Source organism: Paenibacillus sp. FSL K6-1217 (genome assembly GCF_045040735.1).
GTDB lineage: Bacteria > Bacillota > Bacilli > Paenibacillales > Paenibacillaceae > Paenibacillus_AQ.
In genome coordinates, this window is the sequence record NZ_CP150271.1 from 6,268,782 (window position 1) to 6,284,465 (window position 15,684).

At 55.0% G+C, this 15,684-nt stretch carries 12 protein-coding genes; 6 read left to right on the forward strand and 6 right to left on the reverse strand.

Annotation, left to right across the window (positions count from 1 at the left end; genetic code table 11):
- Positions 1–73 precede the first annotated feature (73 nt).
- Both modA and modB read left to right on the forward strand, forming a co-directional pair.
- Positions 74–817 carry a molybdate ABC transporter substrate-binding protein gene (modA, locus tag MHH28_RS27610; protein ID WP_405117271.1) on the forward strand — a complete coding sequence of 248 codons (744 nt, stop codon included), beginning with the start codon at positions 74–76 and terminating at the stop codon, positions 815–817.
- Between the two features lie 29 nt (positions 818–846).
- The gene (gene modB / locus MHH28_RS27615) at positions 847–1,509 is read left to right on the forward strand and encodes a molybdate ABC transporter permease subunit (RefSeq protein WP_405107618.1); all 663 of its coding nucleotides are present in this window, start codon (positions 847–849) and stop codon (positions 1,507–1,509) included.
- A gap of 83 nt (positions 1,510–1,592) precedes the next feature.
- On the opposite strand, the gene MHH28_RS27620 is transcribed toward modB, so the two are convergent.
- On the reverse strand, positions 1,593–3,209 hold the full coding sequence (locus MHH28_RS27620) for a helix-turn-helix domain-containing protein (protein ID WP_405107620.1): 1,617 nt from the start codon (positions 3,207–3,209) through the stop codon (positions 1,593–1,595).
- Positions 3,196–5,001, reverse strand: coding sequence for a sensor histidine kinase (locus tag MHH28_RS27625; RefSeq protein WP_405107623.1), 1,806 nt, complete (start codon positions 4,999–5,001; stop codon positions 3,196–3,198). Before MHH28_RS27625 ends, MHH28_RS27620 begins: the two co-directional genes overlap by 14 nt.
- A gap of 223 nt (positions 5,002–5,224) precedes the next feature.
- Here MHH28_RS27625 and MHH28_RS27630 point away from each other — a divergent pair, with 223 nt between their 5' ends.
- The 4 genes from MHH28_RS27630 to MHH28_RS27645 all read left to right on the forward strand — a co-directional run bounded on the left by MHH28_RS27630 (position 5,225) and on the right by MHH28_RS27645 (position 10,927).
- Positions 5,225–6,790, forward strand: coding sequence for an extracellular solute-binding protein (locus MHH28_RS27630; RefSeq protein WP_405107626.1), 1,566 nt, complete (start codon positions 5,225–5,227; stop codon positions 6,788–6,790).
- 79 nt (positions 6,791–6,869) lie between these two features.
- Positions 6,870–7,778 (forward strand): ABC transporter permease, encoded by a 909-nt coding sequence (locus MHH28_RS27635; protein WP_405107629.1) that lies wholly within the window; start codon positions 6,870–6,872, stop codon positions 7,776–7,778.
- A 24-nt stretch (positions 7,779–7,802) separates the two neighbouring features.
- Positions 7,803–8,672 carry a carbohydrate ABC transporter permease gene (locus tag MHH28_RS27640; protein WP_209992080.1) on the forward strand — a complete coding sequence of 290 codons (870 nt, stop codon included), beginning with the start codon at positions 7,803–7,805 and terminating at the stop codon, positions 8,670–8,672.
- A gap of 20 nt (positions 8,673–8,692) precedes the next feature.
- Positions 8,693–10,927: an alginate lyase family protein gene (locus tag MHH28_RS27645; protein ID WP_405107632.1), complete on the forward strand. Its 2,235-nt coding sequence runs from the start codon at positions 8,693–8,695 to the stop codon at positions 10,925–10,927.
- A 48-nt stretch (positions 10,928–10,975) separates the two neighbouring features.
- Here MHH28_RS27645 and MHH28_RS27650 read toward each other — a convergent pair whose 3' ends face one another.
- The 4 genes from MHH28_RS27650 to MHH28_RS27665 form a co-directional block, all read right to left on the reverse strand.
- Positions 10,976–11,767 (reverse strand): hypothetical protein, encoded by a 792-nt coding sequence (locus MHH28_RS27650; RefSeq protein WP_405107634.1) that lies wholly within the window; start codon positions 11,765–11,767, stop codon positions 10,976–10,978.
- Positions 11,767–12,765, reverse strand: a complete 999-nt coding sequence (locus MHH28_RS27655) for an ABC transporter substrate-binding protein (RefSeq protein WP_405107637.1) — start codon at positions 12,763–12,765, stop codon at positions 11,767–11,769. Before MHH28_RS27655 ends, MHH28_RS27650 begins: the two co-directional genes overlap by 1 nt.
- A gap of 81 nt (positions 12,766–12,846) precedes the next feature.
- A complete protein-coding gene (locus MHH28_RS27660; RefSeq protein ID WP_405107640.1) occupies positions 12,847–14,484 on the reverse strand; it encodes an AraC family transcriptional regulator in 1,638 nt (545 codons plus the stop codon).
- A 117-nt stretch (positions 14,485–14,601) separates the two neighbouring features.
- Positions 14,602–15,624, reverse strand: a complete 1,023-nt coding sequence (locus MHH28_RS27665; protein ID WP_405107643.1) for a substrate-binding domain-containing protein — start codon at positions 15,622–15,624, stop codon at positions 14,602–14,604.
- Between the last annotated feature and the right edge of the window lie 60 nt (positions 15,625–15,684).

Here is a 15,684-nt window from a genome sequence, read left to right on the forward strand (position 1 = left end):
AATTATAAAGAGTTAGGATTGGGAGGTATGGAGGGTGTTGAAGAAGTGGTTGGCGGGATTACTGGTATTGCTTATGGTTGGGGGAGTGTCCGCAGGTTCAGCGGGAGACGTAGAGGCGGCAGCCAAGAAGACGGAGATTATTGTCTCCGCAGCGGCGAGTCTGCAGGATAGTCTGGACAAGATCGCGGTGCAGTATGAGAAGCAGCATCCTGGGATTAAGCTGGTATTCAATTACGGCGCCTCCGGTACGCTGCAGAAGCAGATTGAGCAGGGGGCTCCGGCTGATTTGTTCTTCTCGGCAGGCGATAAGCAGATGAACGCGCTGGTGGATAAAGGACTGGTCGGAGATCACAAGGCGCTGTTGAAGAACCAGTTGGTCGTAGTGGTGCCTTCGGATTCGAAGGCCAAGCTTACAACCATCACAGATCTTACCGGGCCAGCCTTCAAAAAGGTAGCCGTAGGCCAGCCGGAATCGGTACCAGCCGGACAATACGCCCAGCAATCCTTGACTGCGAAGAAGGTGTGGGATACGCTGCAAGGTAAGCTGGTCTTCGCCAAGGACGTCCGCCAGGTGCTCTCCTATGTGGAGACAGGCAATGCGGATGCCGGGTTCGTCTACAAGACGGACGCGTTAACCTCGAAGAAGGTGAAGATTGCCCTCACCATAGGCGGACATGTTCACAAGGCGATTAATTATCCGGTCGCCATCATTAAGGATTCCTCGCATCAGGCAGAAGCCGCAGCCTTCTACAGCTATGTGCAGACTGCCGCCGCAAGCTCGGTCTTTACAGGCTACGGCTTTCAATTGGCGAAATAAGTAACATCTATTAGATAGGGTGAAAAGAGATGGAGATCAATTGGCCCGATTTTTTCGCCCCGGTCTGGCTGTCCATCAAGATTGCGGTCTTAACCAGTGCGATCGTATTCCTGCTGGCCACGCTGGCTGCCCGGAAGATGGCGGGACGCCGGTTCTTCGGACACAGCCTGGTTGAGACGATCCTGCTGCTGCCGCTGGTACTGCCGCCTACCGTGGTCGGCTTCGTCCTGCTGGTAATCCTCGGGCGGCGCAGCTGGATCGGCAGGCTGTATGAACAGTTCACAGAGCAGACTATTCTATTCACCTGGGGAGCGGCGGTGATTGCCGCAGTCGTGGTAGCTTTTCCGCTGGTATACCGCACGGTCAAAGCGGGCTTCGAGGGGGTGGAGAAGGACCTGGAGGATGCTGCGCGTGCGCAGGGAGCCAGCGAGCTTCAGGTGCTGCGTTATGTTACGCTCCCGCTGGCCAGTCGTTCGCTGGCCGCCGGTTATGTCCTCGGCTTCGCCCGCGGGCTGGGTGAATTCGGGGCTACCATTATGGTGGCGGGAAATATCCCGGGACGCACCCAGACGGTGCCTACCGCAATCTATGTAGCGGTGGACGGAGGCAATATGACGCTGGCCTGGATGTGGGTAGGCTCAATCATTTTGATTTCCATGCTTATGCTGATGTTCGTGAACCGCCGTACCTGACGGCTTAGGTAAACAAAGGCAGCCCCCGTCCTCACTGGGATTTCCGGTGAGGGCGGGGGCTTTTCGGTAAACCGGGGACCAATTTATATGTTTTGGGTCCCCTGCCTGCGGTAATCGGAGGGGGAGACACCGGTCTCCTTTTTGAAGATCCGGTTGAAGGAGCGGTAATTCTCGAACCCGATGGATTCGGAGATTTCGAAGGTCTTATGATCGGTGGTGAGCAGCAGCAGCTTGGCCTGTTCAATCCGCAGGCGGGTCAGATATTGGACGAAGCTCTCGCCGACCGCTTTCTTGAACATGGAGCTGAAGTAAGGCACGCTGTAATTGATCGAAGCCGCCAGCTCCTCCAGCTTGTAGGGATAGCTGAGATCTTCGCGCATCTGCTGAATGATCCGTGTAATGGAGGCATCGATCTTCCGGCCGCCCTCCTGAAGCTGCTGGAGCTTGCGGAAATAATCGCAGGTGATCTCATGTACGGAGTTGAACGTCTGGCACAGCTCAATATGAACACGCAGCTCCGCTTCGAGGTCCGCCCCGCCTTCCGCCCCAATTACGTTATGGCTCATATCCAGGAAGACTCTCAGGTACAGGGACTTGATCTGCTCCGGGTCCCAGGCTTGCTCCATGGCCTGACGGTGCAGGGATTGGCGCTCCTGTTCCAGAGCGGCTGTGCTGAGATGCGGCTCCAGCAGCGCCTTCTTCAGCACCTTGCTCCAGAAGCGGCTCTGCGGCTCGGGAATCCGCTGGAAGCTGGAGAGCTGCCCCCACTCCCCGATCCCGATAAGCTCATTGCAGCGGTAAAAGAACGGATACGGTGCAGAAGCCAGCCGCTTCAGCGCCTCCGGCCGGTCCCCGAGTCCCTGTTCGAAGCTGCACAGCAGGGCGATGCAGCTCATCTTGAGATTCGCGGCAAAGGATTCCCGCACCTGCTCCAGGATCTGAGGGCGTCCGGTCTTCAAGGGATCGGTATAGAGGGACAGGAACCGCCCTTTGTCGAGGGCAATCACCTTATGCGGGCCTATGCTGCCGAGCAGCTCCTTCAGCACGTTCACCCCGGCGAATTGCCAGAGCTTCAGCTCCTCAAGCTGGTCGATGGGGAAGCGCAGGGAGTTGCGGTCCAGCTCCAGCAGCAGGGTCATGAAGCCTTGGCCGTGAAGCGGAAGCAGCGAGTCTTCCAGACTGCGCAGCCATTTGGCTTCGGCCCCCGGGCTGCGCAGCATGTCCAGGAACAGGCTCTGCTCGATCTCCACCTCGCTCAGGCGGACCTGCTGTTCCAGCTGCAGATAATTGTCTCTCGTCTCGCCGCGTGAATCCGCCAGAGCCGCCAGCTCCTCCATCGTCCGGGTCAACAGGCCCGGATCGGAGAGGCAGTCATCCTTAATCAGATAGGAGGCCGCCTTCAGATGAATGGCCTGCTGGGCATAGTGGAAGTCCTGATGGCAGGTCAGAATAATGATCTGCGGCGCACGGACCCCGCTCCGTTCAATCTCGCGCAGCATCTCCAGTCCGTTCATGCCCGGCATCGTAATGTCGGTGACGATCAGCTCCGGCTTATGCTTCAGGAATAGCTCCAGCCCGTCCCGGCCATCCTCGGCTTCGCCGACCAGGGTGAACAGATCGGCACGCTCTTCAATGAAATGGCGGAAGACGGTTCTTGCCGGAATCTCGTCCTCCACCAGGACAACTCTATAGTGATTCATGAGGTTCCTCCTTAATCAGAACGTTCCCGGACGGCAGCAGCATGCGAATCGTTAAGCCTTCGTTCGCAGCGCTGGTGAGCAGGATCTGTGTCTCTGCCCCGAACAGCAGCTTCATGCGCATCCAGACATTCTGCAGCCCGATGTTCTCCGTGGACTCTTCCTGCTGGAGATGGAGCTGCAGCTTCCGCAGCTCCGCCTCTTCCAGACCGATCCCGTCATCCTGGACTTGTACTATAATATGGCTCCCGCCGGGGCTTCTGAATACGCGTACACTGATATGCCCTTCCGGTGCCTTGCGCGGGAGAATGCCGTGGAACACGGAGTTCTCAATCAGCGGCTGCAGACCCAGCTTCGGAATCATCATGCCCCGCAGCGGCTCCTCAATCTCCGCCTCCAGATGGATCTGGCATTTGTAGCGCATATTGAGCAGCCCGACATAATCCGCCAGATAATCAAGCTCCTGCTGGAGCTGCACCGTCTGCTCGAAGTTCTCCATCGAATACCGCAGCAAGGCCACCAGCCGTCCCATCAGAGAGTTGATCTTCTCATAATCCTTCATCATGGCGAACATACGGATCGTATTAAGGGTATTGTACATGAAATGGGGGTTGATCTGCGATTGCAGTGCCCGAATCTCCAGCTTGCGCTTCAGATCCTCCGAATCATGCAGGTCTGCCAGCAGATCCTGAATGCGGACAGCCATGGTATTAAGCATCCGGCCCAGATCCCCGATCTCATTGTTCGCAAAATGGGTGACCCGGGCATCGAAGTTCCCTTTCTTCAGAGCATCGACCTGCCGCTTCACAGCCTGTAAGGGCCGGTAGAGCTGATAGCCGAAGCCGACCACGCACAGTGCTCCCAGACAGACCAGAATCAGCAGAAAATAAGTCACCGTCCGGCGGATGATCTCGGCGCTGGCCGTAAGCTCCTTGGACGGAATCTCCGAGAGGACGATCCACTTGTCGTAGGTGGAGGTCTGCTTGACAGAGACGATGGAGGAGCCTGCCGCGAACTGATCCGGGCGCTTCAGCTCCTTCCAGAGCTTCAGAATACCCTGCACCCGCTGCGTATCCTCCTGCTTCTCCAGCTTGCTGGTGGTGGCTATAGTCAGGCCGTCTTCCGTCAGCAGGGAGATGGAGCCCTTGCTCCCCAGCTGAATATTCTCAATCTGCTGCTGATATTGGCTGTTGTTCATGGAGATCAGCAGCACGCCCTTCAGGTCCTTATATAAATCGAAGGGGACGCGTGAGATATAATAGGTGGACGATTGAAGGATAGCTAGTTCAGGCAATGAGTGCTTGTCCAGAAAAAGATTCGGCCGTCCCGAAGCCAGATACGCTTCAATCAGCGGGCGGTACGGGGACTCCTCCAGCATGGCCGGGGCTTCCGTAGAGGAGAGGACTTCTCCTGTAACGGCTGAATAGACCTGCAGACCCTCCACGTTCCCGATGATGGCGGAGGCGCCGCTGAGCACCGAGATCAGATCCTTTTTGCGGACCACCTCTTCAAAATATTGGGCCGAAGGCGAGACCAGCGCACTCTGAATGGACGAGATCCGCGAGTATTGCTCGCTGAGCTCCCGCAGCCGGGTCATGGTTAATTCAATCCGGTCCACGACCTGATTGACGAGCTGGGCATTCAGGCGGTTCACCTGCTGCTCCACAGTCGTGCTGGATACGCTTACAGAGATGAAGGACAGCACAATCAGCGGAACCACCGAGATGGCGAACATGACCACAATCATCTTAATATAGAAGCTCCGCCGCAAAAAACTGATAAAGGGTGAGTTCATAGGTTCACATCCGTTAAGGGTTTTGGTACTTCGGATACCGGGCAGGCTATCCTATACAGATTATAGTACATTGGAGAACGTGGAGATACCTGCGGACCGGCAAATCTTAAAAATGGTGACACTTTGGCTGGAATCCGGCATGTTCTTAAACTCAGGCGTCTTCTATAATCCAAAGTGTAAGCACGATGTAAACGCAATCAATACAAGCAAATGGGGGATGACAATGAGTATCACGAGAAAGCTTGTACCGCTTGCAGCTTCAGCGGCATTGATGGTAACTGCACTTTCGGGCTGCGGCGGCGGTAACAATTCAGCGGCAGGCAGCACCACGGCACCGGAAGGCGGAACACAGAATGGTGCAGCCGGCAAACCGGCCAGCATCAAGGCAATGACCATTCTCTTCGGCAATCCGCCGGAGATGAATAACAACAAAGCGCTGGAGGACCTGGAGAAGCGCGGCAATGTCGATCTGAACGTAACCTTCGTGCCCTCCGAGGCCTACACGGACAAGCTCTCTGTGGCGGTATCCGCCGGAGATTCCTATGACCTGCTGCTGATGGATGGCGGGAAGGATGATAAATTCAACAACCTGGTGAAGATGGGTGCTTTTCATGACCTGACGCCTTACCTCACAAAGACCAAGAATATCAGCCAGATTGATGAGGTGGTCTGGAACGGTGCCAAGATTGACGGCAAATCCTACGGGATTCCCCGGCCGCGCGGTCTCTACGGCGGAGGCGAAGCCAATATCCTGATCCGTAAGGACTGGCTGGATAAATATAATCTGCCCGTTCCGAAGACAATCGATGAGCTGACGAACGCGCTTGCGGTGTTCAAGGAGAAGGACCCGGCCGGCGGCGGCAAAACCATTCCGTTCACGATCTACGGTTCAGACGGCGTGAACAGCCCGGGACCATTCTCGGGTGTCCTCCCGATCCAGTATGCCTTTGGCATTCCCAATGTGTGGAAGCTGGACGGAGACAGCGTGGTCCGTGATTTCCAGACTCCTGAATACAAAGCCTTCCTGGAGTGGCTGAGAGATTCCTGGAGCAAGGGCCTGATCGACAAGGATGCGCCGGTACTGAAGAACCAGGGGCAGGCGCGGAGTAAGTTCCTGGCGGGCACAGCCGGTGCTTTTGTCGGGAATGTCAGTGATATCGTGGAGACCAACGTGGAGAAGCTGAAGCAGACGGACCCGAAGGCCGAAATCGCGATTGTCGATGTGCTTGAAGGTGCGAATGGACAGAAGGGCGCTTCTGTACTCTCCGGGTACTACGGACTGTGGGCGATTCCAAGCTCCGTGCCGGAGGATAAGGTGCAGCAGATTGTAGATTTCCTTGATTTCACTGCCTCCGAGGAGAATGTAGCCTTCTCCAAAGCGGGAGTTACCGGCATTCATTCCAGCGATTTCAAGGATGGGGTAGCGGTGCAGACCGAGGAGCAGAAGAAGCAGTATGAGCTGGATAAGCCGAACAATTTCATCCTGGAGAACCGCGCAGATCCCTATGTGTACGCCAACTCCAAGGAGCCTGACATCCTGGCGCTGCAAAAGGCGACGCTCGATACGATCAGCAAGATCGGGGTGGAGAATCCGTTCCTCAGCTACAACTCACAGTACGCGAGCAAGAATCCGGACAGCTATAAGAAAATGAGTGCGGTCATGACGAAGTATGTGCTGGGCGAGGGAGCCTGGGAGGATGTGCAGAAGGAGATTGATACCTGGACTCAGGGACCGGGCGCGCAGATCACCAAGGAACTGCTGGACCAGTATAAAGCAGAGCATCAATAAATAACAGATTCACTATAAACAGAGGCAAAGGAGGGGGCTTTCCCTTTCTTTTGCCCATTTGGATAAGGAGGTTTAGCCTGTGCAGAGAGCTTTACGCCCCAAACGGTTTCATCAGCTATGGCCCTTTTACTTACTGGCAGCACCGGGTATTCTCTACTTTCTCACCTTTCATTACATCCCGATGACAGGACTCATTCTGGCCTTCAAGGAATACAGCCCGTTCAAGGGCATGATGAACAGCCCCTGGGTGGGGCTGGATAATTTCAGACAGTTTTTCGGAACCTCCGATTTCTATATGTTGCTGAAAAATACACTGCTGATCAGTCTGCTGAATCTGGTCATTTATTTTCCCTTCACCATCTTCCTGTCGCTGCTTCTGAATGAAGTACGGCTTAAGGTGTTCAAGCGTGTCTCGCAGACCATCGTATATCTGCCCCATTTTCTCTCCTGGGTCGTGATTTACGGGATTACGATTTCCTTCTTCGGACCTTCCGGCGTCATTAACCATTATCTCAGCCAGTGGTTCGACGGCAGCGCCAATTTCCTGGTCAGCAATGAATGGTTCCGGCCGCTGGTGATCTTCCAGTCGATCTGGAAGGATGCGGGCTGGGGCACGATTATCTTCCTGGCGGCGCTGGCGGGAATCAACCCCGAGCAGTATGAAGCGGCCAAGGTGGATGGAGCGAGCCGCCTGCAGAGCATCTGGCATATTACGCTCCCCGGGATCAAGGGGACCATCGTGATTCTGTTGCTGCTCCGTCTCGGCTCCTCCATGGACTCCAACTTCATGCAGATCTTCCTGATGACCAATAGCCTTAACCTGGATGTCTCCAATGTATTCGATCTGTTCGTCTACCACGTCGGTCTGGAGCAATTCAATTACAGCTTCGCGATTACGGTAGGCATGTTCAAATCCGTTGCCAGTCTGATCCTGGTCCTCGGGGCCAATTATGCGGCGAAGCTGCTTGGCGAGGAAGGCATATTCTAGAACAAGAACAGGAGTGGAGAGGTTATGAAGCTTAAGGCAACCTGGTTTGACACCATTATTGTAGTCATTATTTGCTTAATCAGCTTGCTGGTTATTCTGCCTTTTTTATATATTATCGCGGTCTCATTCAGTCCGCCGGGAGATTCGATGGCCGGGAATTTCTTCATCTGGCCCAAGCACTGGACACTGGATGCCTACAGCTATCTGTTGAATGCGAATACGTTCCTGACCTCTGTCAAGAACTCGGTTATTATCACGGCCATGGGGACGGTGCTCAGCCTGTTCGTCTCCATTACACTGGCCTATGCCCTGTCGAAGAAATTTCTGCCCGGCCGCCGGATCATGCTGCTGGTTATTTTCTTCACGATGATCTTTCACGGGGGCATGATTCCCAACTATCTGGTCGTCAAAAATCTGGGTCTGATCGATTCCTACTGGGCGGTAGTGCTTCCGGCAGCCTCCAGTGCGTTTAATATCATGGTCATCCGCTCCTTCTTCCAGAGCCTGCCCGAGAGTCTGGACGAAGCAGCCAGAATTGACGGGGCGGGGGAATTCAGGATTCTCTACTCGATCGTGCTGCCGCTGTCCAAGCCGATTATTGCCACCTTCACCCTGTTCTTCATGGTGCAGTTCTGGAATGAGTTCTTCTCGGCGGTAATCTACCTGAATGATACCTCACGCTGGCCGATTCAACCGCTCCTTCGGCAGATGGTGGCAATCAGCGCCTCCAATATCTCGGCAGAGGCAGCGGTGGATGCCTCGCTTGCGGCCAACCTTGGACCCAATGTCCAGAATGCGGCCATTCTCCTGGCGATGCTGCCTATTGTAATTGTGTACCCGTTCCTGCAAAAGTATTTTGCCAAGGGTGCCATGCTTGGTTCGATTAAGGAATAGACACTCAGGCGGAGAGATCCGTGAAGATAAAGGTGATGATTGAATTGACTATGGGTTATAAGGACCTGCGGCATAATCCCGCATACACGAAGCCGCAACTGCCGGACGGGGAATTCCTGCGCACGATGCTGGACTTGAACCGGCCAGAGCTTGCCGGTGTAGCTGCGATGCTGGGCAGAGGCGATGTCCCCGGCGCGCGGGATGCTTATTTAGAAGTGATTGCAGCGGGTAACAACGGAAGATATTACTTTGATGTGAAGGATGTTCCCAAGCTGCGGGCATACGCCGCCAGCCATTACAGCGGGGAGGAGGAGGCGCAGCAGGATATTGCCGAGGCGGACCGGATTGTGGAGGGGGATATTCCCCTGTTCAAAGGGAAGAGAGTGGTGTTCCGGCAGGGCAATTATGACTGGAACAGCTGGCTGTTCGACAGCTCGCAGTATCAGCTCCATCTGACCCGGTTCGTCTACGTGAAGCGCCTGTCCAGAGCCTATGCGCTGACCGGTGACGACAAATACGCCAGATGCTTCAATGATATGATCAGCCATTTCATTGACGATAATCCTATGCCGGTCGATGGTACATTCCGCGCGGAGCATTCGACCTGGGACCCCCTCTCGGTCGGTGTACGGATGTTCATGCTGCCGGAGGCTTTCATTACTTTCTTCGGCTCCCCCGCCTTCGAGCCTGAGGTGAAGCTGAAGCTGATCAAGTCGTTCCAGCAGCACGGGGAGTACGTCCGGAGTTACCATGCCAGCGGCGGGAATCATGTCTGCATGCAGCTCCGGGGGCTGATTCAGACGGCGCTGCTGCTGCCGGAGCTGAAGGATTCCGCCGCGTGGCTGGAATACGCCGGACGTAAGCTGCCGGGGTATATCCTTGAGAATGTCTACCCTGACGGGGTACAGTTCGAGGGCAGTCCGAATTACCACCTGATCGTCATGCGCGATCTGTATGAACTGGTAGCCTTGTACCAGAAGCTTGGCATCGATGCCGGAGAATACCGGGAGACGCTGGAGAAGATGTATGTCGTCGCAATGCATCTGCTGGCCCCGGACGGGCAGCTGGTTAAGTTCGGCGATACCGATGTTCAGGTCGTCAGCGAGCTGCGCAATGTCATGAGCCTGGGTGCTTACCTGTATCAGCGGGGGGACTTCAAAGCGCTGGGGCATGAGCGGCTGCCGTTCTCCCTGCTGTGGAGAATCGGGCCGGAGGCTGCGGCGGAGTATGCTCAGCTTAAGGCTGTAGAGTCTTCGGAGACGGCAGCCTGCTTCCCGGCAGGCGGTTATGTGACCTCCCGCTCGGGCTGGAGCCCAACCGACATGTACATGGCGATGCGGGCGGGCGTCGGCATCGGCGGGCATGCGCATTCCGATGCGCTCAGCCTGGTGCTCTACGCCGGAGGACGCGAGCTATTGGCGGATTCGGGTATGGGCTTGTTTGAGTGGAACAAGGAACGTAAATATACGGTCTCGACCCGGGCACATAACACTGTGGTTGTAGACGGGCAGGACCAGCATGTCCGCAGCTTCCACTGGAATACGCCGCCTACGGCGAGCTGCAGAATCTGGGATACCCAGTTCAATGAAGCGTATGACTACACCTTTGCGAGCCAGTACGGATATACCCGTTACGAAGATCCGGTGGTTCACTCCCGCAAGGTACTGTTCGTCAAGAACAGCTATTGGCTGATCGTGGACCTGTTCGAAGCGCAGGGAGAGCACCGCTATGAGCAGTACTTTCACCTGCCGTCAGGCGCAGCAGCCTACGACTCTCTAAGCGGGGAAGTTGTCTCGCAGCTGGAGGGGGCCAATCTGCTGCTGAAGCCGCTGCCTGCCGGGTTGGCTGCGGACCGGCTGACGCTGGAGCAGGGCCTGATCTTCAAGCAAGGTCACTACTATGAGAGTCCGGTCATGAAGCGTTCCCTTACCCTGACCGGCAGTGCAGCCATCGTCACTCTGGCGGTTCCGTTCGGGGCAGCGAAGCCGCAGGTGAGTGCAGAACGGCTGCCTGTACGGCAGCATGGAGAACTGCTCTCGGTGCAGGAGGCCACGGCGCTGCGTATCGTCATGGATGACCGGGTGGATGACATCTGCCTCTACCATAAGAGTGTCGATGTCACCAGCTACCTCGATCATACCGGCAATATTATCTCCGAAGCGCTGCTGCCCCGCAAGACGGAGCCGGAGGGCATCACGTTTGCCGGAAGCAGCTATAACAGGGATGTAATTGTCAATCGTAGTCCCAAAGAATAGCACAGCAGAAAAAAGCAACGCCCATCCTGAAACGGGGATGGGCGTTGCTTAAGTATCCAATATACGCCATCGCTCTTCCGGAGAGAGCTTGGGGCAGGTGCTGCAATACTCTTCGGCATCAGGCCCGATCCTGATCCGGTAGGCCAGGCAGCAATGCTTGCGCAGATAGAAGGGACGGCCTTGCAGCTTCGGATGCTCAACCTTGCGGAACCGCATGGATAATTCACCCGGCTTTCCCGGCTGAAGCAAAGTATTATAATCCTGGCCGATAATCCGGCCCCGATCCTCTGAGTCCCAAAGTTCCCTGTCCGTATCCAGCCGTCCATACAGGTCATGCAAATTATGCGCAACCAGCGACCACATGACTTTCTCCTTGGCCCCCGTATAACCTGATACAGCCTGGAACACCTGCCGCAGATGTGCCAAGAGGTGTTCCAGATAGTTGGAAAGGCAGGCTTGACGGACTTCAGGATTGTTACCAGGCAGTTTGTCCGTAGCTGCCGTCTCCGCTTCATAATGCATCATTCCTGCATCCGTTAGCCTGAACCGCAACGCGCCGGGCTGCAGAGAGAGCGGGGTATCGAAGAGAGTGATGGAGGCGGCCAGTCCCATGATCAACACCGAATACCTTTTGGCAAATAAAGTTCCGACCACAATTCCTCCAGGCTCTCCAAGCTGAACCGATTGCTGGCCGATGATTAACGGGAGCTTCGCTTCATCTAACAGATTATCTGTACTGTAAGGAAAAGATGAACTCCGGTTCTCCGTAACAGTCACGGCAAAATGCTGCTGCATGAAATTCTGTATCCACTGGCTGCCAAAAGGTACAACGCCACTCATTACTCTACCCATGCCATTATTTCATCTATAATCTCACCCCGGCCAATAACCCCCCAGCCCTTGAAGAGCCAAAAGGAATCGGTCTCATGGACCCTTCCTTCCTGTACGGCGGGGATGTTCTTCCAGAGCGCACTATTCTGCATGTTGTCCAAAAAATCACGGGCATTCGGGTCAGTCTCAAGGACGATAAAGTCTGCTCCCAGCTCCGGCGTTTTCTCCAAGGATAAATCTGCTCTTTGCTCTTCCGGCGTAAGTGCTGCAGGTTCAAATCCGAGATCCTGGTAGAGTAAAGCACTGGTCGGATGCCCTTTTTGTGCATACACCTGGAGCGTCTTTTCGCGTACACGGAGGTAGGCGAGTTTTTTGTTGTCCAGCGCTTTGATTTTTTCGCTGGCCTGGACCGTTTTCTGTTCCAGTTCAGCAATTTTTTCCTTCGCCAGTTCCGTCTTGTCATACATTTCCGCAATGGTTAGCAGATCCTTGGTCCAAAGGGAAGTATCGTCGCCATAATCAAGCCATTCATTTCCAAGAACGATGGTAGGGGCGATTTTGTTCAGTTGCTCATACATATTCTCGGCCGTCCGGCTCTCGATAAGAATCACATCCGGCTCAAGCAGGACAATGGCTTCCAGGTTGGGGTCATCCGCCGAACCTACACTTTGTACACCTTGCAGCTGGTCAGCAAGATAGGGAAGATAGTCTCCTCCGTACCGTACCTCTGTGTTCACACCGTAAGGCTTCTCTCCGATAGTAAGCAGATGATCTATGTACTCGGCTGAGAGCACAACGATCTTTTCGATGTTGGCCGGAATCACGGCTTCTCCCTTAAGATGGGTAATTGTGCGTGTGCCCGGTTCCGCAGCCGCCTGATCCCTGGTTTGCGAAGCGGAGGGACTCTGTTCTTCGGAGACCGGTTGTCCCGCTTTATTGCTGCAAGCGGCCAGTATCAGCAGCAGAACGGCAAGGAGCATGACCTGGATGGATTTCATTCGATTCATTTATTTCTTGTCTCCTTTGTGTAATAGATAATAATAATCATTATCATTATGATAGGAGATCGATCCATACTTTTCAATGGATTATAACCCTGTGTTGCCGTGGATAATTCTATCGTCCCGCCTGCCAATCCGGGAGGCAACATAGGACATGGCCCACTTTCTGCCCGAGGGTCCAAGTGTTTTGAACAACAGATCTCCGGCATCGAATACCCGGGACTGCTTCACTGCATCCAGTGAAGACCATTCTTTGGACGAGAGCAGTGCTTCCAGCCGTTGTCTCGATTCCAGGGTAGGGTCCGCAGCCAAAAAGATGGTTCCCGGGTTATACCGGGGAAGCTCATGAATCTGGAAATCCACTGCTCCCGTCTGCTCTGGGGTTGAGGGGGGCGGGCTTAGTCCAAGATCCTTGTATAGCAGAGTTCCTGTCTGATTGGAGGCACCGTACAGGCGGTAGAATTCAGAGCTGACTCTGATAAAAGAAACTGTGGGCAGCACATCCTGTGCTTCCAGCCGTGATCTAAGGAGGTGCTTCTGCTCTGCGTAGCGGTTCATCCAGTCGTCAGCCTGCTGCTCTCTGCCCAGAATACGGGACAACCGGGACAACTGCTGCTCCACATTATCGGTATGCTTAAGGATAACCGTAGGTGCGATGGACTCCAGCAACTCACCTGGTAACAGGCGGTCGCTCCCGATAATCAGATCAGGCCTCAACCGTGCCAGCTCCTCGTAATTCAACCGGGAACCGTTCAGGCGGACAATCTCCTGTTCCAGCACACCCGGCAGGAGAAGGGCATAATTTCTTGACACCCGCTCCCGGTAAGATAGCGCAGCCACCGGTGTCAGTCCAAGTGTCATCAGGTAGTCATCCAGTCCATAATATAGGACTGCGATACGGAGATGACTGTTTTTCAGATAGCTGGCCGGTGCCACCCCTTCCGATTTCTTGAACACCCGGCTGAAATAATGCTCGTCCTTGTAGCCCACTTCCTTGGCGATCTGCTTGACCCGTTCGGAGGAGAACAACAGCTGCTTGGCTTTTCTTATCCGTTCCTGCAGCAAATAAGCCATAGGTGTCTTTTCTGTATGCTGTTTGAAGGCTCTGATGAAATGATTGGTGCTTAGCCCTGCCATTAAAGCCAGTTGCCCGACTCTAAGCTCTTGGTTGTAGTTGTTCTTCATGTAGGCCAGCACAATGTCCATCCCGACGGCCTTGTCCTGCACAATCCGCTTACTTGGTTGAAGGAGCATCGCGAGCAGCCGCTGCAGCCGGTACTTTGCGCGCAGGATATCTTCCAGTCCGCAGGTACGGCCGGATACTGTCAGCTGATGCATGATCTCCGCAGCCTGTGGATGGCCGGATGCTTCGAGCTTCCCGCTAACCGGAAATACCGGAGGATGGAGCTCCTGGTGCTTGTGATCCTTACGAAGCTCTATACAGGAGAAGAAAATGATCATATAACGCAGCGGTTCTGTCGTCAGCGCTTTGCCTTCCACTGAAGTTTCGGGCAACAACAAAAAGAAATCTCCTTTATTCGCCGTAAGCAGCTCCCCATTTAGGATAATCTGCCCTTTACCTTCTGTTACATAACACAGGGCATGGTGGTGAAGAATCCTTCGGGGCAAAGACTCCCCCTCCGCAAATCTTCCGTAATAGCTGTGTACGCTGGGAAAAAACAAGCGCTCCAGCCTTAATGCTGTCTGCGGTATTGTGGGTAACATGCGTTCCTCCTCGTTCGGCCGGGAAAATAGCAGCTGCTATTTTCGGCAGCAAAGATAGCAATTGAAGGGACGTCCCGGCGGCAAGCTCGCAACCGGACGTCCCTTTGGTGTCTATTTCTATGTCTCGTAGATAATAGTGCCCGTCTCGCTCAGGTCATAGCTGTGGATCGAGCTTAGCTCACTGCGGAAGGCTTCGGAGCGCAAAATATCAAGAATGGCGTTAATCCACGGTTCATTCTCCGGCTTCTTCACCATGACCAGATCATAGCGCTCGCGGATCAGCGGAATGAAGTCGATGCCGTCAATGATTCTGGCGGCTTTCTCGGTGCCGATGCCCACATCTGCGCCGCCTCTTGCCACCAGGCTGGCCACAGCCAGATGGCTGTTCTCTTCACTGGTGTATCCATGTAAGCGGGCGGAGGGGATGCCATGCAGGCGCAGCTGTTCATCCAGCAGCACCCGTGCGCCGGAGCCGCGCTCACGGTTGATCAGCGTCAGCCCGTCCTGCCGGAGGTCACCCCAGCTGCGGATGCCCAGCGGATTGCCCTTCTGCACATAGAAGCCTGCGCTGCGCGTCAGCATATGCACCACAATATAGGAGAACCCTACGAGCAGCTTGCGGATATAGGGCAGATTATATTCGCCGCTGTCCCCGTCCAGCAGATGGGTGCTTACAATGTCGGACTCTCCCTGATACATGGCAATGAGGCTGTCCAGACTGCCCGCATAGGAACGGAGCGGGCGGGTGGACGGCAGGGTCCGCTCCAGATGGGTCGCCAGAATATCCAGCGACATATCCTGCCCGGTGATGACCACGTTCACGCCGCTGTTCTTCATGCTGTGCGGCGGCGGGGGGGCGAAGGCCTGATAAGGCGCGGCGAACGGGGCGTTCAGCTGCGGGAGCTGCGCCTGCGGCAGGGAAGCCGCCGTGAGCCCGCCCCCGGGCAGCGGTTGGGCATAGGCCCCGCTATTGCGGGAATTCTGCTTGTATTTCTCCAGATCAGAGAGGTCAACCCGCATCTGCTTGCCCACACGGTAGGAGGGCAGCTCGCCCTTTTTGATCAGATCGTAGACCTTGAGCTTGGAGATTTTGAGCAGCCGGGCGATTTCCTCGGTCGTATAGGAAGTATTCTCGGTCATAGATTTAATCCTCCTGGGGGATGGACTGCGGCAGATTCACAAATAACCCTATTATGATAG

What these genes read in the sequence shown, in the direction of transcription:
- modA (WP_405117271.1), top strand. Translation starts at nt 74, where the DNA reads ATGGTTGGGGGAGTGTCCGCAGGTTCAGCGGGAGACGTAGAGGCGGCA.
- modB (WP_405107618.1), top strand. Translation starts at nt 847, where the DNA reads ATGGAGATCAATTGGCCCGATTTTTTCGCCCCGGTCTGGCTGTCCATC.
- MHH28_RS27620 (WP_405107620.1), bottom strand. Translation starts at nt 3,209, where the DNA reads ATGAATCACTATAGAGTTGTCCTGGTGGAGGACGAGATTCCGGCAAGA.
- MHH28_RS27625 (WP_405107623.1), bottom strand. Translation starts at nt 5,001, where the DNA reads ATGAACTCACCCTTTATCAGTTTTTTGCGGCGGAGCTTCTATATTAAG.
- MHH28_RS27630 (WP_405107626.1), top strand. Translation starts at nt 5,225, where the DNA reads ATGAGTATCACGAGAAAGCTTGTACCGCTTGCAGCTTCAGCGGCATTG.
- MHH28_RS27640 (WP_209992080.1), top strand. Translation starts at nt 7,803, where the DNA reads ATGAAGCTTAAGGCAACCTGGTTTGACACCATTATTGTAGTCATTATT.
- MHH28_RS27650 (WP_405107634.1), bottom strand. Translation starts at nt 11,767, where the DNA reads ATGAGTGGCGTTGTACCTTTTGGCAGCCAGTGGATACAGAATTTCATG.
- MHH28_RS27655 (WP_405107637.1), bottom strand. Translation starts at nt 12,765, where the DNA reads ATGAATCGAATGAAATCCATCCAGGTCATGCTCCTTGCCGTTCTGCTG.
- MHH28_RS27660 (WP_405107640.1), bottom strand. Translation starts at nt 14,484, where the DNA reads ATGTTACCCACAATACCGCAGACAGCATTAAGGCTGGAGCGCTTGTTT.
- MHH28_RS27665 (WP_405107643.1), bottom strand. Translation starts at nt 15,624, where the DNA reads ATGACCGAGAATACTTCCTATACGACCGAGGAAATCGCCCGGCTGCTC.